The sequence below is a fragment of the Curvibacter sp. EU05-FHT14A10 genome (assembly GCF_058791075.1).
On record NZ_JBYTDE010000010.1, the window covers coordinates 127,027 to 149,528 of the forward strand.

At 66.5% G+C, this 22,502-nt stretch carries 24 protein-coding genes; 10 read left to right on the plus strand and 14 right to left on the minus strand.

From position 1 onward, the window contains the following. Positions 1 to 12: 12 nt before the first annotated feature. The 12 genes from tolA to ribD all read right to left on the minus strand — a co-directional run bounded on the left by tolA (position 13) and on the right by ribD (position 9,840). Positions 13 to 1,044, minus strand: a complete 1,032-nt coding sequence (gene tolA / locus AC3WUT_RS19525; RefSeq protein ID WP_492348751.1) for a cell envelope integrity protein TolA — start codon at positions 1,042 to 1,044, stop codon at positions 13 to 15. A gap of 18 nt (positions 1,045 to 1,062) precedes the next feature. Next, positions 1,063 to 1,491 (minus strand): protein TolR, encoded by a 429-nt coding sequence (gene tolR, locus AC3WUT_RS19530; protein WP_492348752.1) that lies wholly within the window; start codon positions 1,489 to 1,491, stop codon positions 1,063 to 1,065. Positions 1,492 to 1,512: 21 nt separating this feature from the next. Beyond that, entirely contained in the window at positions 1,513 to 2,220 is a 708-nt protein-coding gene (gene tolQ, locus AC3WUT_RS19535) for a protein TolQ (protein WP_492348753.1), read from the minus strand. Beyond that, positions 2,217 to 2,654, minus strand: a complete 438-nt coding sequence (ybgC, locus tag AC3WUT_RS19540) for a tol-pal system-associated acyl-CoA thioesterase (RefSeq protein ID WP_492348754.1) — start codon at positions 2,652 to 2,654, stop codon at positions 2,217 to 2,219. The genes tolQ and ybgC overlap by 4 nt, the downstream gene beginning before the upstream one ends. After that, complete coding sequence (locus AC3WUT_RS19545) at positions 2,651 to 3,835, minus strand: pyridoxal phosphate-dependent aminotransferase (protein ID WP_492348755.1); 1,185 nt, start codon at positions 3,833 to 3,835, stop codon at positions 2,651 to 2,653. The genes ybgC and AC3WUT_RS19545 overlap by 4 nt, the downstream gene beginning before the upstream one ends. Positions 3,836 to 3,883: 48 nt before the next feature. Further along, positions 3,884 to 4,462, minus strand: coding sequence for a transcription antitermination factor NusB (gene nusB / locus AC3WUT_RS19550; protein WP_492348756.1), 579 nt, complete (start codon positions 4,460 to 4,462; stop codon positions 3,884 to 3,886). After that, the gene (gene ribH / locus AC3WUT_RS19555) at positions 4,459 to 4,923 is read right to left on the minus strand and encodes a 6,7-dimethyl-8-ribityllumazine synthase (protein ID WP_492348757.1); all 465 of its coding nucleotides are present in this window, start codon (positions 4,921 to 4,923) and stop codon (positions 4,459 to 4,461) included. The genes nusB and ribH overlap by 4 nt, the downstream gene beginning before the upstream one ends. 5 nt (positions 4,924 to 4,928) lie before the next feature. Beyond that, entirely contained in the window at positions 4,929 to 6,053 is a 1,125-nt protein-coding gene (gene ribBA, locus AC3WUT_RS19560) for a bifunctional 3,4-dihydroxy-2-butanone-4-phosphate synthase/GTP cyclohydrolase II (protein WP_492348758.1), read from the minus strand. Between the two features lie 438 nt (positions 6,054 to 6,491). Beyond that, positions 6,492 to 6,824 carry a hypothetical protein gene (locus AC3WUT_RS19565; RefSeq protein WP_492348759.1) on the minus strand — a complete coding sequence of 111 codons (333 nt, stop codon included), beginning with the start codon at positions 6,822 to 6,824 and terminating at the stop codon, positions 6,492 to 6,494. A gap of 419 nt (positions 6,825 to 7,243) precedes the next feature. Continuing rightward, positions 7,244 to 7,660: a hypothetical protein gene (locus tag AC3WUT_RS19570; protein ID WP_492348760.1), complete on the minus strand. Its 417-nt coding sequence runs from the start codon at positions 7,658 to 7,660 to the stop codon at positions 7,244 to 7,246. Positions 7,661 to 8,095: 435 nt separating this feature from the next. Beyond that, entirely contained in the window at positions 8,096 to 8,719 is a 624-nt protein-coding gene (locus AC3WUT_RS19575; RefSeq protein WP_492348761.1) for a riboflavin synthase, read from the minus strand. A gap of 2 nt (positions 8,720 to 8,721) precedes the next feature. Then, on the minus strand, positions 8,722 to 9,840 hold the full coding sequence (ribD, locus tag AC3WUT_RS19580; RefSeq protein ID WP_492348838.1) for a bifunctional diaminohydroxyphosphoribosylaminopyrimidine deaminase/5-amino-6-(5-phosphoribosylamino)uracil reductase RibD: 1,119 nt from the start codon (positions 9,838 to 9,840) through the stop codon (positions 8,722 to 8,724). A gap of 120 nt (positions 9,841 to 9,960) precedes the next feature. Here ribD and AC3WUT_RS19585 point away from each other — a divergent pair, with 120 nt between their 5' ends. The 6 genes from AC3WUT_RS19585 to AC3WUT_RS19610 are packed head-to-tail and all read left to right on the plus strand — an operon-like array spanning position 9,961 to position 16,391. Continuing rightward, positions 9,961 to 10,554 carry a GspH/FimT family pseudopilin gene (locus tag AC3WUT_RS19585; protein ID WP_492348762.1) on the plus strand — a complete coding sequence of 198 codons (594 nt, stop codon included), beginning with the start codon at positions 9,961 to 9,963 and terminating at the stop codon, positions 10,552 to 10,554. After that, positions 10,551 to 11,105: a type IV pilus modification protein PilV gene (pilV, locus tag AC3WUT_RS19590; protein WP_492348763.1), complete on the plus strand. Its 555-nt coding sequence runs from the start codon at positions 10,551 to 10,553 to the stop codon at positions 11,103 to 11,105. Before AC3WUT_RS19585 ends, pilV begins: the two co-directional genes overlap by 4 nt. A gap of 8 nt (positions 11,106 to 11,113) precedes the next feature. Beyond that, positions 11,114 to 11,932 carry a PilW family protein gene (locus AC3WUT_RS19595; protein WP_492348764.1) on the plus strand — a complete coding sequence of 273 codons (819 nt, stop codon included), beginning with the start codon at positions 11,114 to 11,116 and terminating at the stop codon, positions 11,930 to 11,932. After that, a complete protein-coding gene (locus tag AC3WUT_RS19600) occupies positions 11,929 to 12,648 on the plus strand; it encodes a pilus assembly PilX family protein (protein ID WP_492348765.1) in 720 nt (239 codons plus the stop codon). The genes AC3WUT_RS19595 and AC3WUT_RS19600 overlap by 4 nt, the downstream gene beginning before the upstream one ends. An 8-nt stretch (positions 12,649 to 12,656) precedes the next feature. Beyond that, complete coding sequence (locus AC3WUT_RS19605; protein WP_492348766.1) at positions 12,657 to 15,941, plus strand: pilus assembly protein; 3,285 nt, start codon at positions 12,657 to 12,659, stop codon at positions 15,939 to 15,941. A gap of 15 nt (positions 15,942 to 15,956) precedes the next feature. Next, positions 15,957 to 16,391 (plus strand): type IV pilin protein, encoded by a 435-nt coding sequence (locus AC3WUT_RS19610; RefSeq protein WP_492348767.1) that lies wholly within the window; start codon positions 15,957 to 15,959, stop codon positions 16,389 to 16,391. A 53-nt stretch (positions 16,392 to 16,444) separates the two neighbouring features. On the opposite strand, the gene AC3WUT_RS19615 is transcribed toward AC3WUT_RS19610, so the two are convergent. Further along, entirely contained in the window at positions 16,445 to 17,692 is a 1,248-nt protein-coding gene (locus AC3WUT_RS19615) for an ABC transporter substrate-binding protein (RefSeq protein ID WP_492348768.1), read from the minus strand. Positions 17,693 to 18,069: 377 nt separating this feature from the next. Between AC3WUT_RS19615 and AC3WUT_RS19620 the strand changes: the two genes are divergently transcribed. From AC3WUT_RS19620 to AC3WUT_RS19635, 4 genes are all read left to right on the plus strand, one after another. Further along, positions 18,070 to 18,954 (plus strand): helix-turn-helix transcriptional regulator, encoded by an 885-nt coding sequence (locus tag AC3WUT_RS19620; protein ID WP_492348839.1) that lies wholly within the window; start codon positions 18,070 to 18,072, stop codon positions 18,952 to 18,954. Positions 18,955 to 19,115: 161 nt separating this feature from the next. Next, a complete protein-coding gene (locus AC3WUT_RS19625) occupies positions 19,116 to 19,925 on the plus strand; it encodes a fumarylacetoacetate hydrolase family protein (RefSeq protein WP_492348769.1) in 810 nt (269 codons plus the stop codon). Between the two features lie 124 nt (positions 19,926 to 20,049). Continuing rightward, positions 20,050 to 20,634, plus strand: a complete 585-nt coding sequence (locus AC3WUT_RS19630) for an NAD(P)H-dependent oxidoreductase (RefSeq protein WP_492348770.1) — start codon at positions 20,050 to 20,052, stop codon at positions 20,632 to 20,634. Positions 20,635 to 20,794: 160 nt separating this feature from the next. After that, on the plus strand, positions 20,795 to 21,325 hold the full coding sequence (locus AC3WUT_RS19635) for a GNAT family N-acetyltransferase (RefSeq protein ID WP_019574394.1): 531 nt from the start codon (positions 20,795 to 20,797) through the stop codon (positions 21,323 to 21,325). A 136-nt stretch (positions 21,326 to 21,461) separates the two neighbouring features. On the opposite strand, the gene AC3WUT_RS19640 is transcribed toward AC3WUT_RS19635, so the two are convergent. After that, the gene (locus AC3WUT_RS19640) at positions 21,462 to 22,382 is read right to left on the minus strand and encodes an alpha/beta hydrolase (protein ID WP_492348771.1); all 921 of its coding nucleotides are present in this window, start codon (positions 22,380 to 22,382) and stop codon (positions 21,462 to 21,464) included. Positions 22,383 to 22,502 lie beyond the last annotated feature (120 nt).

Consider the following 22,502-nt stretch of genomic DNA (forward strand, 5'->3'; position numbering starts at 1 on the left):
GGGCTGGCCGCCTCAGTCCTTGGGCCGGAACACCAGCACCAGCGACGAAGGCACGGTACCGTCGGTGTCGCGTGGCAGCACCTCGGTCTTGTCGATGGCCTTGAGCACAGCGTCGTCCCAGGCCGCCACACCGCTGGATTTGCTCAGCTTGCGGCCCACGATGGTGCCGTCCGGGGCAAGTCGCACCTCCACCTCGGCCACCGGGTTGTTCGGCAGGTCGTCGGTGAAGACGATGTTGGGCTTGACGCGTGCCTTGACGCGCCCGCCATAGCTGGCAGACGGCCCGGACGAACGCAGCGCGCTGCCTGTGGCGCTGGCGCCACCGCTGGCACCGGCCATGCCGGCCATGCGTTTGAGGTTGTCGGCGCGCTGGGCTTCCAGGCGCTTGGCATCGGCGGCTTCAGCGTCTTTCTTGCGCTTGGCGTCGGCTTCGGTCGCTCGGCGTTTGTCGGCCTCGGCCTCCTGCTTCTTGCGCTCCTGGTCTTTCTCTCGCTGCTGTTGTTCCTGGCGCTTCTTTTCAGCGGCTTTCTCAGCGGCCTTCTCGGCGGCTTTGTCGGCCTCGCGCTTTTGCTGCAGGGCTTTTTCTTTGTCCAGCTTTTCCTGCTTCTCGCGCTCTTTCTTTTCCTGCGCCTTTTTCTCAAGTTCGCGCTGGTGCTCGCGTTCTTTCTTCTCAAGTTCCTTGCGCTTGCGTTCTTTTTCGAGGGCGATCTGGGCGTCCTTGAGCGATTCGTCCGGGGCCGGCGGCGGCTTGACCTCCGGCGCTGGCGGCGGGGCGGGGCGGGGCTTGACGATCTCCTCGGGCGGAGCCGGTGGAGGAGGAGGGGGGGGCGGTGGCTCGACGGCGCGCGGGGCGGCCTCTTGCGGCACGGCAGACCACAACTCGGCCTCGGCCACCGTGTCCTCGGCGTTGCGCTTCCACTGCACGCTGAAGGTCAGGCCGGCCACCAGCAAGGCATGGGCCAGCAGCGCCAAGGCCACAGCGCGGCCCATGCCGCGTTGTGGCGGCGGCGCGAATTCGTTGCGTTCGGAGAGGGCGTGCGTCATGAAGCTCGGGGGCCTGGGTCAGGGGGCCAGTTGCACCGACAGGCCCACGCGCTTGACGCCGGCGCGCTGCAGGGCGTCCATCACCTTCACCACCGACTCGTACTTGACGTTGCGGTCGGCGCTGATCACGACCGGGTTGTTGTCATCGCCCTCCTGGGCCTGGCGCACGGCGGCCACCAGACCGGCCTGGTTGATGGCCTGGGTTTCTTCGGGCTTGCCGGGGCGGCGCAGTTCCAGCTTTTCGTCCTTGCCGATCACCACCTGCACCACGCGGTCAGGCTGTTTGGCGGCCTTGCCCACGCTGGGCAGGTCGATGTTGCTGGGCGTGATCAGCGGGGCGGTGACCATGAAGATGATCAGCAGCACCAGCATCACGTCGATGAAGGGCACCATGTTGATCTCGTTGATGGTGCGGCGGCCGCGGCCGCGTGAAACCATGGCGGGCATCGTGGGGTCTCCGGACGGGGTTCAGCGGCCCGAGGCCGATGCCTGCGCAGCCTGGGCACCCAGGTTGCGTTGCAGGATGTTGGAGAACTCTTCGATGAAGGTTTCCTGGTGGATGGCCACGCGGTCGATGTCGCGCGCAAAGCGGTTGTAGGCCACCACGGCCGGGATGGCAGAAAACAACCCGATGGCGGTTGACACCAGGGCTTCGGCGATGCCGGGGGCCACGGTGGCCAGGGTGACCTGTTGCAGGGCGGCCAGGCCCGAGAACGCGCCCATGATGCCCCACACCGTGCCGAACAGACCCACATAGGGGGACACCGAGCCCACTGAGGCCAGGAAGGACAGATTGGATTCGATCACGTCCATTTCGCGCTGGAAGCTGGCGCGCATGGCGCGGCGGGCGCCATCCATCAAGGTGCCGGCATCGCTGATGCGGCGCTCACGCAGCTTCTGGAACTCTCGCATGCCGCTGGCAAAAATGCGTTCCATGGGGCCGGACTGGCGTGCGTTCTGGGCCGCGGCGGCAAACAGGTCGTTCAGGCTGGTGCCCGACCAGAACTCGCGCTCGAACTCCTCATTGAGGGCTTTCACGCGCTTGATCGAGAACAGCTTGCGGAAGATGGCCGTCCAGCTGGCGATCGAGATGCAGGCCAGCAAGGCCATGACCAGCTGGACCACCAGACTGGCATGCAGCACCAGATGCACGATGGACAGGTCTTGAGAATTCATGAGAGTACTTCCAGGATGTTCGTCGGGATGCGGGCGGGGCGCAGGCTGGCCGCATCGACCCAACCTATGCGGATCGTGCCTTCGCACAGAAGTTCCACTGGCAGGCCTGCTGCATCCTGCAGCCAGGCCTGTTGGGCAATCACCAGCGAGGCCCGGCCCGGCGTGTGCAGGCTCGCCGTGACGATGAGTTGATCGTCGAGCCGCGCCGGCCGGTGGTAGCGCAGTCGGGTCTCGCTGACCACGAACATGCCGCCCGTGGCTTCGCGCAGCGCCTGCTGGCCCACACCCAGGCTGCGCAGCCATTCGGTGCGGGCGCGCTCGAAGAACTTGAGGTAGTTGGCATAGAACACGATGCCACCGGCATCGGTGTCTTCCCAGTACACGCGCACGCTGTGGCTGTAGGCGGCACTTTGCGGGGTGGCTTGCGGGCTCATCCGGCCAGGGCCTTCAAGCGGGCAATCGACTCTTGCAGGTGCGCCATCGAGCTGGCGGTGGAGAAGCGCAGGAAATCCGCTGTCTCGGCCGTACCGAAGTCGCGCCCCGGGGTGACGGCCAGATGGCTTTCGCGCATCAGGGTGTAGGCCAGGTCCCAGCTGTCTTTCACGCCCAGGCGCTGGCACCAGTCGCGGCAGTGGGCCCAGGCGTAAAAGGCCCCGTCGGGCTTCACAGGCACAGTCAGTCCCACGCTTTCCAGCGCCGGGATGAAGTAATCACGCCGGGCCTTGAATTCGGCGCGACGGCGCTCGTACTCGGCCAGGCTGTCGGGCTCGAAGCAGGCGAGGGCGGCGTGCTGGGCCACGGTGCTGGCGCAGATGAAGAGGTTCTGAGCCAGGCGCTCGACCACCGGCACCAGGGTGTCTGGCACCACCAGCCAGCCCAGGCGCCAACCCGTCATGTTGAAGTACTTGCTGAAGCTGTTGATGCTGATGAGCTGATCGTCGATGCCCAGGCCCGTGTGGCCATAGGTGTCGTCGTAGCTCAGGCCCAGGTAGATCTCGTCGACCATCGTGATGCCGTCGTGCTGCTTCACCACCTCGTGGATGCGGCGCAGTTCATCGGGATGGATCGAGGTGCCCGTGGGGTTGGAGGGCGAGGCCAGCAACACGCCACGGGTGCGGGGTGTCCAGGCCTGGCGCACTTTGTCGGCGCTGAGCTGGTAGCGCTCGGCGGCCGTGGTGGGAATCAGCACCGCGTTGCCTTCGGCGGCACTCACAAAGTGGCGGTTGCAGGGGTAGCTGGGGTCGGGCATCAGCACCTCGTCGCCCGCATCAATCAGGGCCAGGCAGGCCAGTTGCAGGGCGGCCGAGGCGCCGGCCGTGATCACGATGCGCCGCGCCGGCACCTGAGCGCCAAACCGGTCGGCATACCACTGGCTGATGCGTTCACGCAGCGCCATCAGGCCGGTGGCCTGGGTGTACTGGGTGGCCCCATCGCGGATGGCTTTGGCAGCGGCCTCCTGCACGGCCGGCGGGGCCGTGAAGTCGGGCTCGCCGATGTTCAGGAAGATCATCGGGCGGCTGCTGTGCGCCACCTCGCGGGCCAGTTCGGAAGCAGCCTTGGCCACCTCCATGACATAGAAGGGCTCGATGCGCCCAGCTCGGGTGGAGATTTTCATGCGCGGGGCAATACAGGCAAAGGAGGCTGTGCAGGGGCGGGCGGCAGTTCAGTCGGCAGACGGCGGTGTGGCTGCTGCGTCTGGGGTCGTTGCCGGGCTGGCCTGGGGCGCCTTGCTCTTGTCGGCGGCCACTTCGGCGGCGCGCAGGCGCGGGGCCAAGCCATTGAGCACCGCATTCACGTACTTGTGACCATCGGTACCGCCAAATTCCTTGGCGAGTTCGATGCATTCGTTGAGCACCACGCGCCAGGGCACGTCGTGGCAGAACTGCAGTTCGTAGGCGCCGATCCACATCACGGCGTGTTCGATGGGCGAAATTTCGGCCAGCTTGCGGTCGAGCAGGGGCTCGATCTGGGCATCCAGATCATCGGCCTGGGCCACGCAACCGTGCAGCAAGGTGTTGTAGTGCGCAGCATCGGCCTTGTGAAAGCCCGACAGGTCGCGCGTGAAGTGGTCGATGTCGCTGGCGTCGTTCTTGCCCACCAGGAACTGGTACAGCGCCTGCAGGGTGAATTCACGCGCACGGCTGCGGTCGGATTTCGAGGCCGCCTTGCGGGCGCCGGTGCTGGTCGTGCCTTTGCGCGGGGCGCGCGGCTGGCGAGGGGCGGGGGAGGGGGTATCGCTCATGAAAGTTCGTCCAGCAGGTTGGCCATCTCGACCGCCACCCGGGCCGCATCGCGTCCCTTGTCGGTCTGGCGGGCCACGGCCTGCTCCAGGTTTTCGGTGGTGATGATCGCGTTGGCGATCGGGATCTGGTAGTCCAGCGTCAGGCGGGTCACGCCGGCGCCCGATTCGTTGGCCACGAGTTCGAAGTGGTAGGTCTCGCCACGGATGATGCAGCCGAGGGCGATCAGGGCGTCGTACTCGTCCTTTTCGGCCATGGCCTGCAGGGCCACGGGCACTTCCAGTGCGCCTGGCACGAGCACGTGGTGGATGTGCTTGTCCAGCACGCCCAATGCGGCCAGCTCGGCCTTGCAGGCGTCGGCCAGTGCATTGGTGATGCTCTCGTTGAAGCGGGCCTGCACGATGCCGATGTGGAGTTTTTTACCGTCCAGCTTGTCGGACGTGCCTTTTTCTGCGCCAAACATGTGTCTTATTCCTTGGTGAGGTAGCCGGTGATCTCGAGTCCGTAGCCGGTCATGCTGGGCATGCGGCGCGGGTTGCCCATCAGGCGCATGCGGTGCACGCCGCAGGCGCGCAGGATCTGTGCCCCCACGCCGTAGGTGCGTAGGTCCATGCGGCCCCGCTCAGGGGCCTGGGCCGCGCGGGCCCGGCCCTCGAACTGGGCCAGCAGTTCGGCAGCGCTTTCGCCGCAGTTGAGCAGCACGGCCACGCCCTTGCCGCTGGCGGCAAAGTGCGCCAGGCTGGCGTCCAGCCCCCAGGAGTGCATGCTGCGGTTGATTTCCAGGGCATCCAGCACCGACAGCGGCTCGTGCACGCGCACATCCACCACTTCATCGGCCTGCCATTGACCCTTCACCAGGGCCAGGTGAATGCCCTGGCTGGGTTTGTCGCGGAAGGCATGGGCCTGGAACTCGCCATAGGCGGTGCGGATGCTGCGCACGCCCAGGCTCTCGACCAGGGATTCGGTGCGGCTGCGGTATTCGATCAGATCGGCAATGGTGCCAATCTTCAGGCCGTGCTCGGCAGCAAACAGTTGCAGGTCAGGCAGCCGGGCCATGGTGCCGTCTTCGTTCATCACTTCGCAGATCACCGAGGCGGGACTGCATCCGGCCATGGTGGCCAGATCACAGCCGGCTTCGGTGTGGCCGGCGCGCATCAGCACGCCGCCATCGACGGCCTGCAAGGGAAAGATGTGGCCAGGCTGAACCAGGTCGCTGGCTTGGGCATGGCGGGCCACGGCAGCCTGCACGGTGCGTGCGCGGTCGGCTGCCGAGATGCCCGTGGTGACGCCTTCGGCAGCTTCGATCGAGACCGTGAAGGCTGTCGAGTGCTTGGCCCCGTTGCGGGCCACCATGGGCGGCAGCTGCAGCTTCTCGCACATCTCGCGCGACAGGGTCAGGCAGATCAGGCCGCGGGCATACCGTGCCATGAAGTTGATGTACTCGGCGCTGACATGGTCTGCCGCCAGCACCAGGTCGCCTTCGTTCTCGCGGTCTTCTTCATCCACCAGGATGACCATGCGGCCGGCACGGATGTCGGCCACGATGTCCTCCACCGGGGAGATCGCCACGGGCGTGAGTGATTTGCTTGTCATGGGTGTCGATGTGATCGGGCCAGCTCGCCGGCATCCGGCCGATGCGTGTGCAGCGGTGCGGAACGGGGCAGGGTGTGGTCCATGGGTTGATTCGGTTGTTTCCGTCGCCCCGCGGGTCAGTGCCCGGACGCCAGGGCGCGAGCCTGGCCGGCAGGCCACGGTGTGTCAGGGTGATGCGGGAAGCCTCTTGGGGAGATCCTGGATGAACCGACAAACCCCGATTATCGCCGCAAAGCCTGCCGTTCGGCATGGCGGGCGGGCACCTGCACCCGCGGAATGCCGATGCCAGCGCTTCACCGCCTGCGCCAGCGGGGCCAGAAAGCGCTGATCCAAAGCAAAACAGCAGGCCGCGGATGTCTCCGCGCCTGCTGTCTCAATGTTGGGGCCGGTCTGTTCAGAGGCCGGATCGGGCCACGCCAGTGCGCAGCCCAAAACCCATCACTGACCGATCTTTTCGGTCTTGGCGGCTTCAGCGCCGGCGGCCTTGCGCTTGGCGCGCGCAGCCTTCTTCTCTTCGGCAGTGGCCTTGGCCGAAGGAGCAGCCTTGTCGGCGCCACCAGCGGCATCACCGTTCTCGGCGGCCTTGGCAGCCTTGGCGGCTTCAGCGCCAGCAGCCTTGCGCTCGGCGCGTGCAGCTTGCTTTTCAGCCTTGGTGGCGGGGGTCGAAGCAGCAGCCTTGCTGTCAGCAGCGTCCACTTCACCAGCGGCGAAAGCGTTGACGGCCATCAGTTGAACCAGAGCCACACCCACGGAAAGAATCACTTTTTTCATACGTTTCTCCAAAAATCCGAGCTAGTCAGTGAACGTCCAGGACCGGACGCTTGCACGTTTTGCTGTGCCTGCCAGTCAACATCAGGGAGCCCATGGCCGAACTCGCAGGCGCAGTAACACCACTCTAACGGAGTGGGCGGATGTTTTTTTGCGATGAGTGGTCTAAGTGTCGGAGTTGCGACACTTTTGGCTCGGGATGGGATTTTTTGATCTGGGTGCTTGACACGAATCAAAAGTTGAAATTTTGAAAATTCAGGTGATGTTCCATCTCAGGAACATGCACTGTGTAGCGACGCAATTGGCGTGCCAATCTTGGGTGCCCTGGGCGTTTGGGGTGTTGCCAGTGGCGGCTGTGGATTCCGGCCGGGTGAGTCCGCCGCCAACCCCTGGCGACGGACTCGCCCGAGGGTGCGGGCTTATTATTTTTTGGCGCGATCGTCGGCCGATGCGGCTTCGCCCGAACCTTGCTTCTTGTCGGCCTGGGCGGCGGCGGCTCCGGCGGCCTTGCGCTTGGCGCGGGCCTCCGCCTTCTGTTCGGCGCTGGCAGGCTGGGATGCCTTGGCGTGGTCGTCTGCGGTGGCGGCTTCGCCGGAGCCATTGGCCTTGTCGGCCTTGGCGGCGGCGGTGCCCTCGACCTTGCGCTTGGCACGTGCCTCAGCCTTTTGCTCGGCGCTGGCGGGCTTGGACGCTTTGGCGCGGTCGTCCGCGGTCGCTGCTTCGCCGCTGCCGTTGTTCTTGGCGGCTTGGGCCGCGGCTTCGCCAGTCGGGTTGGCGTGGGCAGGGATGAGTGCCAATTGGGTCAAGGCCAGGCCCAGGGACAGAACAATTTTCTTCATGACATTCTCCAGAATTGAAATTGAGTGGTGCTGTTGCCATGAGGATCTGTGCATCAGCACCGTGCCGACACCTGTGATCGCAGGTCGTTCGCTGCTTTTTCGCACGCATCGGCTCGGTTGAATTTAATGGAGAAGTGATGCGAATCTGGAGGGATTTCAAAATTGAACTGATTTTGTGTGAGCAAATAATTTAAGTGTTATTTGCTGAAAATCATCCCTGTTGGGATTGGCCGTTCTGCCAGTGCCTCTCTCTGAAAGGTGTCTCAAATTTCAGCGATTTGATGCCTTGAAGGCCTGAGGATTGATATTGAGTGGCTTTATTGGAGGTATGAGTGGTGTTGATATTCTGATTTTATCTTTAATCAGATATTGAGGGGCGCCAAATAAAATCCGGGCTGCGCCCGGATTTTTACATTTCGAATCTGTTATTGCGATTCACTTGTGGGTGCTTGAGAGCATTCGTTCGACGTAGCGCGCCACGGTGTCGATTTCGAGATTGACCCGATCACCGGCCTTCAACACGCCCAACGCGGTGTTGGCGACCGTGTGGGGAATCAGGTTGATGCTGATTTCTGCGCCATCGGCCGTGTCTTGCACCTGATTGACGGTCAGACTGACGCCGTTGACTGTGATCGACCCTTTGTAGGCCAGAAAGCGCGCCAGGCTGGCTGGGGCGCCGATGCGCAGCTCCCAGCTTTCGCTGATCTGTTCGAAGCGCACGACGGTGCCCAGTCCATCCACATGGCCCGACACGATGTGGCCGCCCAGGCGATCGTTGGCCCGCAGGGCCTTTTCCAGGTTGATGGTACCGGTGCGGTCCAGGCCGCTGGTCTTGTCCAGCGATTCGGCCGATATGTCGACCGTGAACTGGCGTTCCGCCAGTTGCAGCGAGGTCACGGTCATGCACGCGCCATTGAGTGCGATGCTGTCGCCCAGGCCGACATCGTCCAGGTAGCCCGCAGGGGTCTCGATGCTCAGGCGTTTGCCGTGGCTGGCACTGCTGCCCAGGTCTTGCAAGGCCACGATGCGGCCGACGCCAGTGATGATTCCAGTGAACATGTTCAGCTTGTCCTGTCAGAAGGTTGAGGTGGAAATGGGGCTCCGGCCCGGCGCGCCAGCAGGCGCAGATCCGGGCCGACGCGATCGATGTCGGTGAATTCGAGCGTGCAGGCACCGTCCAGCTGGTTCAGCGCCGGCAGCGCCAGCAGGGGCCGTCCGGGCCCCAGCAGCTTGGGGGCCAGGTAGAACAGCCACTCGTCGGTCATGCCGGCCTGCAGCAGGGCCGCGTTCAGGATGGGGCCGGCCTCGACATGCAGCTCGTTGATCTCGCGGCGCCCCAGTTCGGCCATCAGGGCCACCAGATCGATCCGACCGTTCGGACCGGGCAAGACCATCACTTCGGCGTTGCGGGCCAGGTAAGGGGCGTGGCGCTCGGGGTTGGCCACCGTGGTGACCAGCAGGCAAGCTCGTTCAAGCGTGAGCAGGCGGGCGTTGGGCGGTGTGCGCAACTGGCTGTCCAGCACCACCAGCAGGGGCTGGCGCGCTGTAGGCACACCGTGCGCGTCGCGCACATTGAGCAGCGGGTCGTCCGCCAGCACCGTGCCCACCCCAGTGAGCACGGCACCGGCGCGCGCGCGCCAGGTCTGGCCATCGGCGCGTGCCTCAGGCGAGGTGATCCACTGGCTGACACCGTTGTCCAGTGCCGTGCGGCCATCCAGGGAGCCGGCGATCTTGCTGCGCACCCACGGGCGCCCGCGAACCATGCGCGAGAAGAAGCCGATGTTGAGCTCACGCGCAGCCACTTCGCCGGGCCCGATCTCGACCGCGATGCCGGCAGCCCGCAGGCGGGCAAAGCCTTGGCCGGCCACCAGGGGGTTGGGGTCTTGCAGCGAGGCCACCACGCGGCTCACGCCAGCGGCAATGAGGGCATCACAACAGGGGCCGGTGCGTCCGTGGTGGGAACAGGGCTCCAGCGTGACATAGGCGGTGGCTCCCTGGGTCGATTCGCCCCGCGCCTGGGCGTCGCGCAAGGCCATGACCTCGGCATGGGGGCCGCCCCTCACCTGCGTGTGGCCACAGCCGAGGACGCGACCGTCCGGGCCCATCAGCACCGCACCGACGGCGGGGTTGGGCGGGCAGATCAGCCGGGCCTGGGCGGCCAGGGCCTGCGCCAGGTCCATCGGGTGCTCATGGTGGGCGAAGGGGAGTGCGTCGGGGCGTGTCAATCCAGTGGTCCTGAGATAAAAACCGTCGTTCGTGTCGGTGTGTCGTGATCGGGCCGAAGCACGTATTTTCGTCGGATGTCATCACCTGGGTCGTCAAACGCCAAAAACAAGCCGCCACGCTCCTGCCTGGGCCTGACCCTGGTCGAGCTCATGGTCACGCTGGCGTTGGTGGGCGTTCTGGCCGGGTTGGCGGCCCCGGGCTTCAGCGTGCTGGCACAGCGCTACAAGGCCGATCTGGCGGCCAGCCAGATGGTGGCAGCCTTGAGTCTTGCGCGCCTGGAGGCCCTGCGGCGTGGCGGCGGCGTGGCGGTTCAGCGCCTGGAGGACGCCAATTGCGCTCGCCCGGATTCCGTCCAGGACTGGTCTTGTGGTTGGGTGGTGTTTGCCGATCGCGACGGCGACGGTCTGTTCAACCCAAGCACCCGCTCTGGACGCGCGACCCCTGACCAACTGATCCAGGTGTTCCGGGTGGCCGATGGCACTGCGGTCATGCGCTCGCTCAATCTTCGCTCCTTTGTCGTGAACCGTTGGGGGCAACTGGGCGGCGTCAACCTGGGGTTCACCTTCACGCCGCCCAACAACCGGCTCGATTCCACCTACCAGGTCTGCAGCGCCACTGGGGGGCGCATCCGCAAGTTGCCGACCACCGTGGCCTGCTCCGCCTCATGAAGCCTTTGCACACCTTGTCTGGCGTGGCCCTGCTGGAGGCCCTGGTCGCCCTGGGGGTGCTGGCCTTTGCCTTGTTGGGGCTGTTGGCGCTGCAGATGCGCACTGGCACCGACGGGCATTTGGCCGCGCAACGCACTTTGGCCACCCGCCTGGCACAAGACCTGTTCGAACGGGTCAAGGCCAACCCGGGTGGTGCCGCGGTGTTTCAGGCCTACCTGACCCCGACCGACCGGCCGGAAGCAGCGCTCGACCCTGTCCCAGGGCCCCTCATGGACTGCCGGGCCCAGCCTTGTGGTCCGCTGGCCCTGGCTGCCTGGGATCTCGACCAGTGGCAGCAGCAGCTTGGCCGTGATCTGCCCCTGGGGCGGGCCACCGTCTTTGTGCCAGAAGGCAGCGCTGGTCAGTTGGGCGTGCTCTTGGCTTGGCGGGCCAACGAGGCCGCCCACGACGCGCGCTATTTGGCCCCTCTGCAAATTTCGCCCCTGCCGGGTCGTCCCTTGCTGCGCTGTCCCGAGGGGCAGATCTGCCAGCTTCTTTACACAGCGCCATGAAGTGGTCGGTGTTTCATCGTCAAGCACCCGAAGTGCGCCATCGGCCTGCACACGGCGTGTCGCTGCCTGATCTGCTCACAGGTCTGGCTGTCGGCCTGCTGGTGGCGTTGGCTGCGGTGGGGTTGCTGGCCTCAACACGGGTGCTGTCGCGGCAAACCCTGGACGAGGCCGAGTTGATGGCCCAGGCCAACAACGCGATGCGTCTGATCGGCAGCCAGGCCAGGCCGGCCGGCGCGGTGGAGCTTTTGCCCCTCAACCCGACGAGCCCTCCTGCGGAGCAAAGCTTTGTTTACAGCCAACGTTTTGATGGTCTGGACGTCGACGGCGATGGCCTGGCCGACGGTGCGTATGTCTGGGGGCTGGATGGACCGACCGGCGCTGGCGACACCTTGGTGCTGAGCTTCGAGAACCGATCTGCCAGCATCACCCCCGATTGTCTGGGCGCCGGCACCGCCAAAGGCCTGCACCGGGTGGACAGCCGCTTCTTCCTGCGTGAGGGCCGCTTGATGTGTCAGGGCTCCAGCAATCCCGGCACGGCACAGCCGGTGGCTGAGTCGTTGGAAGATTTCCAGGTGCGCTATGCGCTGTTGCAGGGCGTGGGTGGCGGTGCCACGCTGCAATGGCTGGACGCTGCCCAGGTGGCTGGCCGATGGCTTCAGGTGCTGGCCATTCAGGTCTGTCTTCAGAGGGTGGGCTCGGTGGGCGGGCCCCGACTGGAGGGGCGTTCGTTCCTGGCCTGCAGCGGGCTCGAACAGGCCCACGATGGTCGCCGGCACATCGTGTTGCGCAATACCTTTGTCCTGCGCGGCGCGGGGCGTCCGCGATGACCCGGCGGCCGGGCCAACAAGGGGTGTCGCTGCTGATCGTGGTCGTGATGACCCTGCTGTGCGCCTTGCTGGTGCTGGCCGGTGCCCAGATTGTTCGTCTGTCCGAGATGCTGGCCGGCAACGACAGCGAAGCCACCCGGGGCTTCGAGGCGGCTGAAGCCCTGCTGCGCGACGCCGAGTTGGATGTGCTCGGCCTCGGGCCCCAGGGGCAGGTCTGCCGGCCCGACCCTGGCTGGGTGGGGTGCCGCAACCCGGCCACCACCACCACGCTGCCGCGCACCCTGGCAGACTTTGATGTGCTGGCCCAGCAGCTGACCCTGCGCGAGCCACCCTGTGCCGATGGCCTTTGCCTGAGCCTGGGGGCTGCCGCCACCGCCGAGTCGGGTGCCGGCTTCTGGCGCAACGAGCAGACGCTGGGCACTTTCGTGGCAGCAAGCGGCGGGGTTCCCTATGGTCGCTACAGTGGCGCCCCGGCAGCCGCGGGCGCGGGCAATCCCTTGCTGCTGTCCAGCGCCGCCCGAGGCGCCTGGTACTGGATCGAGGTGCTGCCCTACAGCACCGGTGCCGCTGCGGCCGGCGGAGACCTGGCGATCTGGTCGCCCACACCGGCGGACCCGTTCATTTTCCGCATCACCGCGGTGGTGCAGGGCCGGCGCTCAGGCGCCACCACCGTGTTGCAGACCCTGCTGGTACGGCACAGCCTGGGGGCGCCATGAGGCCCTTGATGGCGGTCGTGCGCCTGAGCGGGCATTCCAGCCTGGTGCGAGCCGTCGGGTGGCCGCTGCTGGCCCTCGCGTGGGCATGGTGGGTGGCGGTGTGCGGGCCTGCCTGGGCCGAGCCATTGCCGCTGGAGACGGCGCCCGCAGGGGCCGCAGAGGCCCCGCCCAACCTGATCCTGTCCGTGGGCGATTCCCGGCGCCTGGGCCAGGCCGGGCTGCAGGCCTTGCGGCCGGTGCTCCGATCGGCCTTCAATGCCGAGGCCGTGCCCGATGGCAGCCTGCGTCTGGCCTACCAGTCGTACGGCAGTTGCCGAGCCCAGCCTGACGGCCGCTGCGGCAAGCCCTTGAAAATCCGCAGCTTCGATGCCCGCGAGCGTGAGCCGTTCTTTCAATGGGCCGATGCGCTGGTGCCCGATCACCCCAACTCGGCGCATCTGTTGTTTGCTGAGGTCGGGCGCTTCATCCGGAGCACGGGTGTCGAGGGCCCCTATGCGGCTGTTCCGGGCCAGGCTGAGGCACCGGTGCTGGCGTGTCGCAGGTCTTACCACCTGTTCGTGGACGCGGGCGGCTGGAGTGACGAGGCGTCGGCAGGCGAACATGCGGCCGATGCCGGCTCGGCCGACGGCACCCGCCGGGTGTTGCCTGACGGCGTGGTGTTTGACCCTGAGGGCCAGACCGAGGCCCTGACGCGGGTCTTTCGCGATGGCTATCTGCCGCGAGCCAGCGCCAGCCCTGCCCACCCGGGCTGGCACCACAACACCCTGGCTGATTTCGCCTTTGACCAATGGGCCAGCGACCTGCAACCCCAACTGGCCGACCAGGTTCCGCCTCGGGTGCGGCAGCCTGGCCAGGCCGACTTCGGCACGCCGGCTGCGCCCTACAAGGTGCCCGAGTACTGGAACCCAAAAAACGATCCGGCCACCTGGCAGCACCTGAGCACCTCCACCGTAGGCATCAACCCGCGAGCCCAGGATGCCTTGCCTGAAACCGGGCCGCGGCGACGCCCCTGGTGGGCGGGCGACACCTGGTCGGGGGATTTCCAGGCCCTGGTGCGCGGCGAGGTGGGCTGGTGCAACCCGATGTTCACGGCCGGCGGGCGGGTGGATGGGGGCTCGGGGCATCTGCCGTCCTTGAAGGGCGACGGGCCGCTGCCCCCCAACCTCTGCGTCGAGCCCAGCCCTTCGGATGGCAGGCCTCTGATCGACGATGCGCTGGCGCGGGCCCGCCTGCAAGAGCTCTGGCATGTGGCCCTCAACGGGCGAGGGCGTTTTGTTCAGGCCACGGATCAGGACGGCCTGCGGCAGGCCTTCAGCGACTTCCTCGGGCAGATCCAGACCGCCAGCGGCGAGGCTGAGCTGACCCTGGCGGCCAACACCCAGACGCTGGATGCCGGCGGCAAGCTGTACTTTGCCGGCTACCGGGCGCCGTCCTGGCGTGGCGAGCTGCAAGCCATCGGTGTTGACGACCAAGGCCGGCTGCAGCCCCGGCCCGACTGGGAGGCCGGCCGGGCCCTGCAGGGCCTGGACCCCACCCAGCGCCTGATCTGGAGTCATGACGGCCAGCGTGGCGTGCGCTTTGAATGGACTGCCTTGAGTACCGCCCAGCGCGAACTGCTCAAGGGCGGGCCGCGTGCACCCGATGCCGAGGGCGAGCTGCGCCTGCTCTACCTGCGCGGCGCCCGCACGGCTGAGGCCCGGCAAGGCGGGCACCTGCGCGATCGCGACACCGTGCTGGGCGACATCGTGCATTCCGTCCCCTGGTGGGTGGGGGCGCCGGTGGCGGGGCGGCCCGAGGCGAGTTACCCAGCCTTTGTGCAGCAGCACCGCGGCCGCGTCGGCATGGTCTATGTGGGCGCCAACGATGGCATGCTGCACGGCTTTTCCAGCCTGGATGGGCGTGAGAAGCTGGCCTACGTGCCCCTGGGCGCCTGGCCTCGGCTGCATGCCCTCACCGAGCCGGCCTACACCCACCGCTACAGCGTTGATGGCCGCCTCATGAGTGGCGATGTCCTGGACGCGGGCACCTGGAAGACCCTGCTGCTTGGCACCCTGGGTTGGGGTGGTCGGGGCTATTTCGTGCTGGATGTGAGTTCCCCCGCCCAGTTTGCCGAGCAGGATCCGGCCCGGCAGGTGGTGATGGACCGCAGCGACGGGGCTGACCCCGACATCGGCCACCAGATCCTGGATCCCACCCTGGACCCGGCGCATCCTGCCAGGGTGTCGCAGTTCAGCCGGCTCAACAATGGCCGCTGGGCCGTGCTGTTGGGCAACGGCGTGAACAGCCGCAACGAGCGCGCGGTGCTGCTGATCCAGTACCTCGACGGCGCGAAGGAACTGCTCAAGCTGCCCACTGCCGTGCCGGTGCCGGCCGGGGCGGGCAATGGCCTGTCCACGCCCCAGTTGATCGACTTCAACGGCGACGGCCAGGTCGATGTGGCCTATGCCGGAGACCAGCAGGGTCAACTCTGGAAGTTCGACCTCAGCAGTGCCCAGCCTTCAGATTGGGGGGTGGCCGCGCCCGGCGGGCCGATCTTTGTCGCCGAGGACCCCCAGGGACGGCGTCAGCCGATCACGGCGGCGCCGGTCTGGCTTCCCCACCCCTATGGCGGTGTGATGCTGGGCCTGGGGACCGGCCGCTTGCTGACGCTGGGTGACCGGAGCAGCACCGACGTGCAGACCCTCTATGGCTTTTGGGACACGGCCCGCGTGGGCATGGGCGCCACCCGCGTTCAGATCGGGCCCGGTGCGCCCCTGGGTCCGGGCTGGCGGCAACTCAAGCCAGCGCCCTTGGTGGCGCAGCAACGCACCGAGGTGGTCCGGCAGGGGGCGCAGACCTTCTACCGCAGCAGCCGCCATCCGGTGAACTACCGTGGGCCCGCCGCGGTACAGGGCTGGTTCATGGACCTGCCACAGCCGCGTGAAAGAGTGGTCTCCAATGGCCTGGTGCTGGGCCGCCTGTGGCTGCAGCGCAGCCTGGTGCCGGCCCGCAGCGAGCCCGCCGACCCGGCTGCACCGAGCTGTGAGGCCCCGCTGCGCCAGGCCATCAGCGAGGAGTACCTGCTGGACCTCTTCAGCGGCGCGCCTGCCCCGTGGCCGGCATTTGACACCGACGGTGGCGGCTTCACGGGCACCGAGTTGGCCGACATCAGTGGCTGGCGATCAGGGCCTCAGGCGCGCCTGTGGCAGCGCTCCGCGGGCTCGGAGGTGCTTAGCCTGGGGCGGGGCGCGCCCCTGCGCCTGCGCGTGCTGGGCGGGCCCTCGGTGCGCATCGGCTGGCGCCAGCTTCAGTGAGTCCAAGGGGCACGCATGGCGCAATTTGTCTGTCGGGGTCGTCGATCCCAGGGCTTCAGCCTGATCGAACTTCTGATCGTGCTGGCCGTGATCGCGTTGCTGGTGAGCCTGGCCTGGCCCGGCTACCAGGCCACCCTTCAGCGCGCCCGCCGCAGCGACGCCCGCGAGGCCTTGCTGCGGGGCGCGCAGTGGCTTGAGCGCGTGGCCTCGATCCACGGGCAGTACCCCGAAGCGGCGGCCTACCCAGCCACCCTGGCCCTCAGCGCTGCCGGCCATTACCACATCCGGTATGCGCCCAGCGCCGATCTGGGGGCCTACACCCTCACCGCACTGCGCCGTGGCGCACAGGCGCAGGACCGTTGCGGTGATTTCGTGCTCGACCAGGCGGGGCAGCGGTCACTTGTGGGGCCGGCGGTCGGCAACGGCGTGGCCGATTGCTGGCAACGCTGAACGCCCGCCCCATGGGCGCGGCCCCGTTGTTGGCGGGCCGAGGGTCGCCTGGTTCATTGCTTGCGTTGCACGAACAGATTGCGCTTGGCGTCCTCGGGGTAGGCAAAGGTGACCAGCCCGTTGCGCACTTGGCCCATCACCAGCATGTTGGCCGAGATGGCTTCCTTGTCCTGAGCGCTGAACGGATGGTCATAGGTGGCCACCACGCCGTAGTAGGTCTTCATCCGTCCTTCGAGTGCAGCCTTGATGGCCGGGCCATCGGCCGGCCCCTTGTGGATGGACAGCAGGGCATACAGCAGCAGGTAGCTGGCGTCGTAGCCATTGGCCGCGGCCATGGGCACCGGGATGCGGCGGTTGTTGAACTTGCGCGCATAGCCGGCCAGAAACGCGGCGCGCCGTTCGTTGCTGGGCTCGGCGATGAAGGTCTGGGCCATCAGGGCGCCTTCTGCCGCGTCCTTGGCGCCGTCGATGAAAAACGGAAACGACAGCGTCCAGGGGCCGACCTGGGGCACTTTCCAGCCCAGGGCCTTGCGGCCTTGCGCCACCACGGCGTTCTCCGGGCCCACGGTGTAGCTGAAGATCACGTTGGCGCCCGCCGCCCGAGCGGCCTTGAGCTCGTCGGACAGGTCCTTGACACCCAGTGCGAAACGGGCCACGTGAACGGGCTTGAGGTTCTTGGCCGCCAGGGCCGCGATCACGTCCCGGGTGCCGCCTTCGCCGTAGCCCGTGGTGTCGGCAAAGATGGCCACCCGGTCCCAGCCCCGCTTGAGCAGGTCGTCCACCACGAAAGGGGCCTGCAGGGCATCACGGCCTTGCACGCGGAAGATGTAGCTTTCGGGTGCCGGGTACTGGGTGGTCAGTGCCGTGCCGGTGGCGCAAGGGACGATCAGCGGCACCTTGTTCTTCTGGAACACCTCGATCGAGTTGAGTGCCACCCCGGTGTTGCAGTAGCCGATCGTGGCCACCACCTGGTCGCGAACCAGTTCTTCGGCCAGTTGCCTTCCGCGGGCCGGGTCGGCCGTGTCGTCCTTGATCACCAGCTCCAGCGGGCGCCCCAGGTAGCCGCCGACCGCATTGATTTCGTCCATGGCCAATTTCACGCCATTGGCCATGGGCACACCGAAGTCGGCCGAGGGCCCCGTCAAGGGGCCGATCAGGCCGATGCGCAAGGGCGCCGGCCCGGCTGGGGGAGGGCCTGCCTCGGCGGCCCCTGCCGGCAGCCCGGCAAGCCCGCCTGCGAGCAGCAGGGCGCTGCACGCCCATGCCCCTGCCCGACGGCCCAAGCCGAAGACCGACCCCACGGACGCATCCGCCCGACTTGGTAAGAACTTGAAAGACACGTGACGACCCGCCCAGGTGGATGAACAAATGCCCGAATCTAGGGGGCAGTCCCCGCCTGCGGAACGGGGCTTACCCGAGTCACAGGCCTCTGACGATGGCGCGAACCGCTTGTTGCATGGCGCTCCTCGCCGGGGCGCCCGGGTTTGTCCGGCCCGAAGAGTGGGGTGTTGAAGGGGGTTTTGGCGCGGCAAGCATCCAGGCGCCGCTAACATGTCGTTTTCGGGGTCGCCGTGCGCGTTGGATGCTGGTGGCCGTTGTGCTGACCCCTGCTTTTGTGGCCTTGTTCCTGCCCCTGTGTGACTCTGTGAGCGCCTCCCGCGACATCAAAACCTATGGCATGGCCGAACGGGCCAACCACCTCGATTTCGACATCCGCGAGCAGCTGGTGCGGCCACCGTTGCTGCGCCCGCACCGGCACGACTATTTTCAGATCCAGGTCAGCCTGCAGGGGGATGGCGAGCAGACCGTGGGGGCCAGTGTGCGGCCGTTTGGCCGCGGCACGCTGAGCTTTGTGCTGCCCTACAGGGTGCATGTGGTCTCGCACCCTGAAGGTTCGCGCTATGTGATCCTGAACTTTTCGCAAGCCTTTTTGCGCCCCGACCTGCAGGCCGACCCCCTGGATCTGGAAGACGTTCCCCTGAGCCTGGCGCCCGAACTGGGCCCGTTCCTGTTCCAGGAGTACACCGACTTTGCCTTTGGACCCGGGGCATTTGCCGAGGTCGAAGCCCTGGTGCAGCGCATGCTGCGTGAAAACGCGCAGCGCCGCCACGGCAGCCTCACGCTGTTGCGGGGCCTGCTGTTGCAACTGCTGGGCCTGACCTGCCAGGTGTTCGAGGCCGACCTGGCCCGTCTGGCGGCCCAGCATGCGCAAAAGACCAGCCAGCGCGAAGCCTTGCAGCGTGTGGCCCGTTTCATCCGAGATCACCTGGCCGAGGACTTGACGCTGGCCGACGCCGCTGCGGCGGCGTTCCTGTCGCCCAATTACCTGGCCAACCTGCTCAAGAAGGAAACCGGCAAGACCTTCACCGAACTGCTCACCGAGCGCCGCATGGAGCGTGCGCAAGAGCTGCTGGCCCACACCTCGCAGCGCGTCATGCAGGTGGCCCATGCGGTGGGCTTCGCCGACGAGTCGTATTTCACGCGGCGCTTCCGCCAGAGCATGGGCCTGAGCCCGCGCGCCTGGCGCGACCAGTTGCGCCAGCGCCTGCAACACCCGGCCTGAGTGTCGCTCTGAGTGCTGCTCTGAGTGTCGCTCTGGGGGCGACACGCAGGTGCAGCCCACTTTGTGCTGGAAAACCGTAAGCCCGCGCGGTGGTGGCACAGTGCGGCGTTTTTACAGTCGGAATCTGTCGCTTTCGAACATCTTTACAGGCGGAGACTTTGATGACTGATTTGAACAAACGTGGCTGGCTGCAGGGCGGTCTGCTGATGAGTGCCGGGGCCTTGAGCGCTTGTGCCAACCCAGGCACGGCCCAGCCCGGGCGGCCGGTGGCCACCCCCTTCGAACTGAGCCACACCACCGTGCCCGTGGCCACGGCCGACGGCCAGCCCCTGGCCTTTCCGGTGCGCCGCATCTATTGCATCGGGCGCAACTACGCCGCCCACGCCCGCGAGATGGGCTCGGACCCGAGCCGTGAGCCGCCCTTTTTCTTTCAAAAGCCCAGCGACGCGATCCAGTTCGTGGCCCCGGGCACGGTGGCTGATCACCCTTACCCCAGCCTCACGCGCAACTACCACTACGAGGTCGAGCTGGTGGCCGCCCTGCACCGGGGCGGCCGGGACATCCCGATGGAGCGGGCCCTGGACTGTGTCTATGGCTATGCGCTGGGCCTGGACATGACGCGGCGCGACCTGCAGCGTGGCATGGGCGATCAGAAGAAGCCCTGGGAGATCGGCAAGAGCTTCGATCACTCGGCCCCCATCGGCCCCATCCACCCGGTGGCCCGCACGGGCCATTACACGCAAGGGGCCATCTGGCTCAAGGTGAATGGCCAGATCAAGCAACAGGCCACGCTCAACCACATGATCTGGTCGGTGGCCGAGCAGATCAGCCGCCTGTCCGAGGCGTTTGAGCTGTTTCCGGGCGACATCATCTACTCCGGCACCCCGGAAAACGTGGGGCCTGTGGTGCGCGGCGACCTGATTGAATGCCACATCGACGGCCTGCCCGAATTGAACCTGCGCATCGTTTGAGTCTGCTGACCGCGCTGCCGGGTTGAGGGACGTCAACATCAGGCCGCGGCCCTGGTGGCAGGATGAAGTCCGGTGGCATCGGGGTCGTCAGAACAGCCGGGCTCCGATTTCGGGAGCTTGTTCTATGAAGCGGCGCATTCTCATCATCCAGGGGCATCCGGACCATCGGGCCCCTCATCTGGCCCACGCCCTGGCAGACGCCTATGCCAGCGGTGCCCAGTTGGAGGGGCACGAGGTGCGGCAGATCTGTGTGGCGCAACTTGACCTGAGCCTGCTGCGCAGCCAGGAGGAGTGGGAGCGCAAGCCCATCCCGGCGGCGCTGACGTCGGTGCAGGAAGAGCTGCGCTGGGCCCAGCACCTGGTGTTCTTCTTCCCGCTGTGGTTGGGTGAGATGCCCGCCATGCTCAAAGGCTTTCTGGAGCAGGTGGCCCGGCCCGACCTGGTCCGGGTGACCGGGTCAGAGGGGCGCAGCAGCCCTGGCCTCAAAGGGCGCAGTGCCCGCCTGGTGGTCACCATGGGCATGCCGGCCCTGTTCTATCGCGCCTTTTACGGCGGCCATGGCCTGCGCTCGATGCGCCGCAGCGTGCTGGGCTACATGGGCATCTCACCGGTCAGTCAGACGCTGATTGGCCGTGTCGGGGCGATCTCGCCGCACCGTTTCGAGGGGCTGGTGCATCAGATGCAAGGGCTGGGGCGCCAGGCACGCTGAGTTTCTGATGGGTGGAACAAGCCCTAGCACAGACCTCGTCTTTACGGGGGCGCGGCACCGTGGGCAACTCCGGTATCAGGGTAAAGCCGGGGGTGTCTTCGGGCAATCTGCGACAATCCTGCCTCTCGAAAATTTTGACCGTCCGAAGAATAAATCCTAAATGAGCACTCTGACCACTGTTGAGATCCGTCCTGCCACCCTGCGAGATGCCAAGACCGTAGCCGAAATCCACACGGTGGCTGCCCAAGCCGCCTACAAAGGCATTGTTCCCGACGAGTTTCTGAAAAGCTCCTCCACTGACAAGCGCGTGGCCCAATGGCGTGAAGCCATCGAATACTGTGAACCCCAGGTCCAAGTGGCCATGGATGAAGGCAAGGTGGTCGGCTTTGTCGGCTTTGACCGCTCGCGCGATCCGAAGTCCCGCCCGACCACCGGCGAAATCTGGGCCCTGTACGTGTTGCCCAGCCACTGGGACAAGGGCGTTGGCCTGGCCCTGTGGGACGCCGCCCGCGAAGGTCTGTCTGAAGAAGGCTGCACCAACGTCACCGCCTGGGTTCCGCTGCGCAATGAGCGCGCCATGCGCTTCCTGGAACTGGCCGGTTTCAAGCGCGAGCTGAACACCGCCAAGACCACGCCCATGGGCGCCATCAAGCTCGAGGAAATCCGCCTCAAGCGCGGCGACCTGAACTGAGCCTGGCGAGCCCGGCAAGAGGCTGCTGACGCAGCCCGTCGGGTGCCTCTGAAAGCCCTCGGTCTTCGGACCCAAAGGCCACCGCCCTCGTGCAGTGGCCTTTTTTTCGTGGGCGATCGGTGGGCCGTTCGCGGCCTCAGCTGCCCTTGCGGCAGGCCTGATCGACGTACTGCAGTGCGTCGGGCAGAGCGTCGCGAAACACCAGCCATTCATGATCGCCATCGATCACGCGCAGTTCGACCTGCCGCGGCTGGATCTGATGCAGGCGCCAGAACAGGTTGGCCGACATCGGGGCGATGCCCAGGTAATCGTGGTCGCCTGACACGATCCACATGGGCACCCGCGCAGCGCCGGCCCGGTAGGCGTCGAGCGCAGCCGGGTAGTTCAGCGCCTTCCAGGTGTCGGCATCGAACTGGCCGTTGCGCACGAACTGCGGCGTGCGGCGTGCGGCCGAGGTTTCGGGAGGCAGGGGATCGTAGATCGCCGGGCTGATCACGGCCGCCCCGCAGAACTTCTGTGGGTGGCGCAGCGACAGGTTCAGCGCACCGTAGCCTCCCATGGACAGGCCGCCGATGGCCCGGCCGCTGCGCTCTTTCTGCACCCGGTAATGCGTCTCCACATAGGGCAACAGCTCGTTCATGATGGCCGTGCCGGCCTTCTCGGCGGCCCCGTCGGCCCACCACGATGCGGGCCCCGCTGTCGGCATCACCACCACCGAGGGCCGGATCAGGCCGCGCTTGATCAGGCCGTCCAGGGTCTCTACCGCACCGCCCTTGGTGCGCCACTCGTTTTCGTCGCCGCCTGCGCCATGCAACAAGTACACGACGGGGTAGGGCTGTTGGGCTTTTTCATACCCATCTGGCAGGTAGACCGTGAAGGGCAGGGGGCGGCCCAGCGCAGCCGAGGGCGCCTGATCGGCCAGCACCATGCTGGCTGCGTGGCCGGGCAGGGCCGCACTCAGGGCCGCGCCCAAGGTCAGCAGGCCCAGCAGATGGGCCTGCGCCCAACGGCGGGCACGCGCGCCCAAGGGGCGCAGGGTCGGGGATGTCAATGCCATGTTGTCTCCTGTTTTTTGAGGTCTGAGCTTCGTTCCGAGGCAGAGGAACGCGCTTGATTCTGGGTGCATGGGCCAAAGAATGTGCGCTGACACGCTAAATTCGACCTTTGAGCAGGTGAT

What these genes read in the sequence shown, in the direction of transcription:
- AC3WUT_RS19545 (WP_492348755.1), bottom strand. Translation starts at nt 3,835, where the DNA reads ATGAAAATCTCCACCCGAGCTGGGCGCATCGAGCCCTTCTATGTCATG.
- AC3WUT_RS19565 (WP_492348759.1), bottom strand. Translation starts at nt 6,824, where the DNA reads ATGAAAAAAGTGATTCTTTCCGTGGGTGTGGCTCTGGTTCAACTGATG.
- AC3WUT_RS19585 (WP_492348762.1), top strand. Translation starts at nt 9,961, where the DNA reads ATGTCATCACCTGGGTCGTCAAACGCCAAAAACAAGCCGCCACGCTCC.
- AC3WUT_RS19640 (WP_492348771.1), bottom strand. Translation starts at nt 22,382, where the DNA reads ATGGCATTGACATCCCCGACCCTGCGCCCCTTGGGCGCGCGTGCCCGC.
- AC3WUT_RS19635 (WP_019574394.1), top strand. Translation starts at nt 20,795, where the DNA reads ATGAGCACTCTGACCACTGTTGAGATCCGTCCTGCCACCCTGCGAGAT.
- pilV (WP_492348763.1), top strand. Translation starts at nt 10,551, where the DNA reads ATGAAGCCTTTGCACACCTTGTCTGGCGTGGCCCTGCTGGAGGCCCTG.
- ribD (WP_492348838.1), bottom strand. Translation starts at nt 9,840, where the DNA reads ATGGACCTGGCGCAGGCCCTGGCCGCCCAGGCCCGGCTGATCTGCCCG.
- AC3WUT_RS19610 (WP_492348767.1), top strand. Translation starts at nt 15,957, where the DNA reads ATGGCGCAATTTGTCTGTCGGGGTCGTCGATCCCAGGGCTTCAGCCTG.
- ribBA (WP_492348758.1), bottom strand. Translation starts at nt 6,053, where the DNA reads ATGACAAGCAAATCACTCACGCCCGTGGCGATCTCCCCGGTGGAGGAC.
- tolR (WP_492348752.1), bottom strand. Translation starts at nt 1,491, where the DNA reads ATGCCCGCCATGGTTTCACGCGGCCGCGGCCGCCGCACCATCAACGAG.
- AC3WUT_RS19600 (WP_492348765.1), top strand. Translation starts at nt 11,929, where the DNA reads ATGACCCGGCGGCCGGGCCAACAAGGGGTGTCGCTGCTGATCGTGGTC.
- AC3WUT_RS19605 (WP_492348766.1), top strand. Translation starts at nt 12,657, where the DNA reads ATGGCGGTCGTGCGCCTGAGCGGGCATTCCAGCCTGGTGCGAGCCGTC.
- AC3WUT_RS19575 (WP_492348761.1), bottom strand. Translation starts at nt 8,719, where the DNA reads ATGTTCACTGGAATCATCACTGGCGTCGGCCGCATCGTGGCCTTGCAA.
- ybgC (WP_492348754.1), bottom strand. Translation starts at nt 2,654, where the DNA reads ATGAGCCCGCAAGCCACCCCGCAAAGTGCCGCCTACAGCCACAGCGTG.
- AC3WUT_RS19625 (WP_492348769.1), top strand. Translation starts at nt 19,116, where the DNA reads ATGACTGATTTGAACAAACGTGGCTGGCTGCAGGGCGGTCTGCTGATG.
- AC3WUT_RS19570 (WP_492348760.1), bottom strand. Translation starts at nt 7,660, where the DNA reads ATGAAGAAAATTGTTCTGTCCCTGGGCCTGGCCTTGACCCAATTGGCA.
- nusB (WP_492348756.1), bottom strand. Translation starts at nt 4,462, where the DNA reads ATGAGCGATACCCCCTCCCCCGCCCCTCGCCAGCCGCGCGCCCCGCGC.
- tolA (WP_492348751.1), bottom strand. Translation starts at nt 1,044, where the DNA reads ATGACGCACGCCCTCTCCGAACGCAACGAATTCGCGCCGCCGCCACAA.
- ribH (WP_492348757.1), bottom strand. Translation starts at nt 4,923, where the DNA reads ATGTTTGGCGCAGAAAAAGGCACGTCCGACAAGCTGGACGGTAAAAAA.
- tolQ (WP_492348753.1), bottom strand. Translation starts at nt 2,220, where the DNA reads ATGAATTCTCAAGACCTGTCCATCGTGCATCTGGTGCTGCATGCCAGT.
- AC3WUT_RS19630 (WP_492348770.1), top strand. Translation starts at nt 20,050, where the DNA reads ATGAAGCGGCGCATTCTCATCATCCAGGGGCATCCGGACCATCGGGCC.
- AC3WUT_RS19620 (WP_492348839.1), top strand. Translation starts at nt 18,070, where the DNA reads ATGGCCGAACGGGCCAACCACCTCGATTTCGACATCCGCGAGCAGCTG.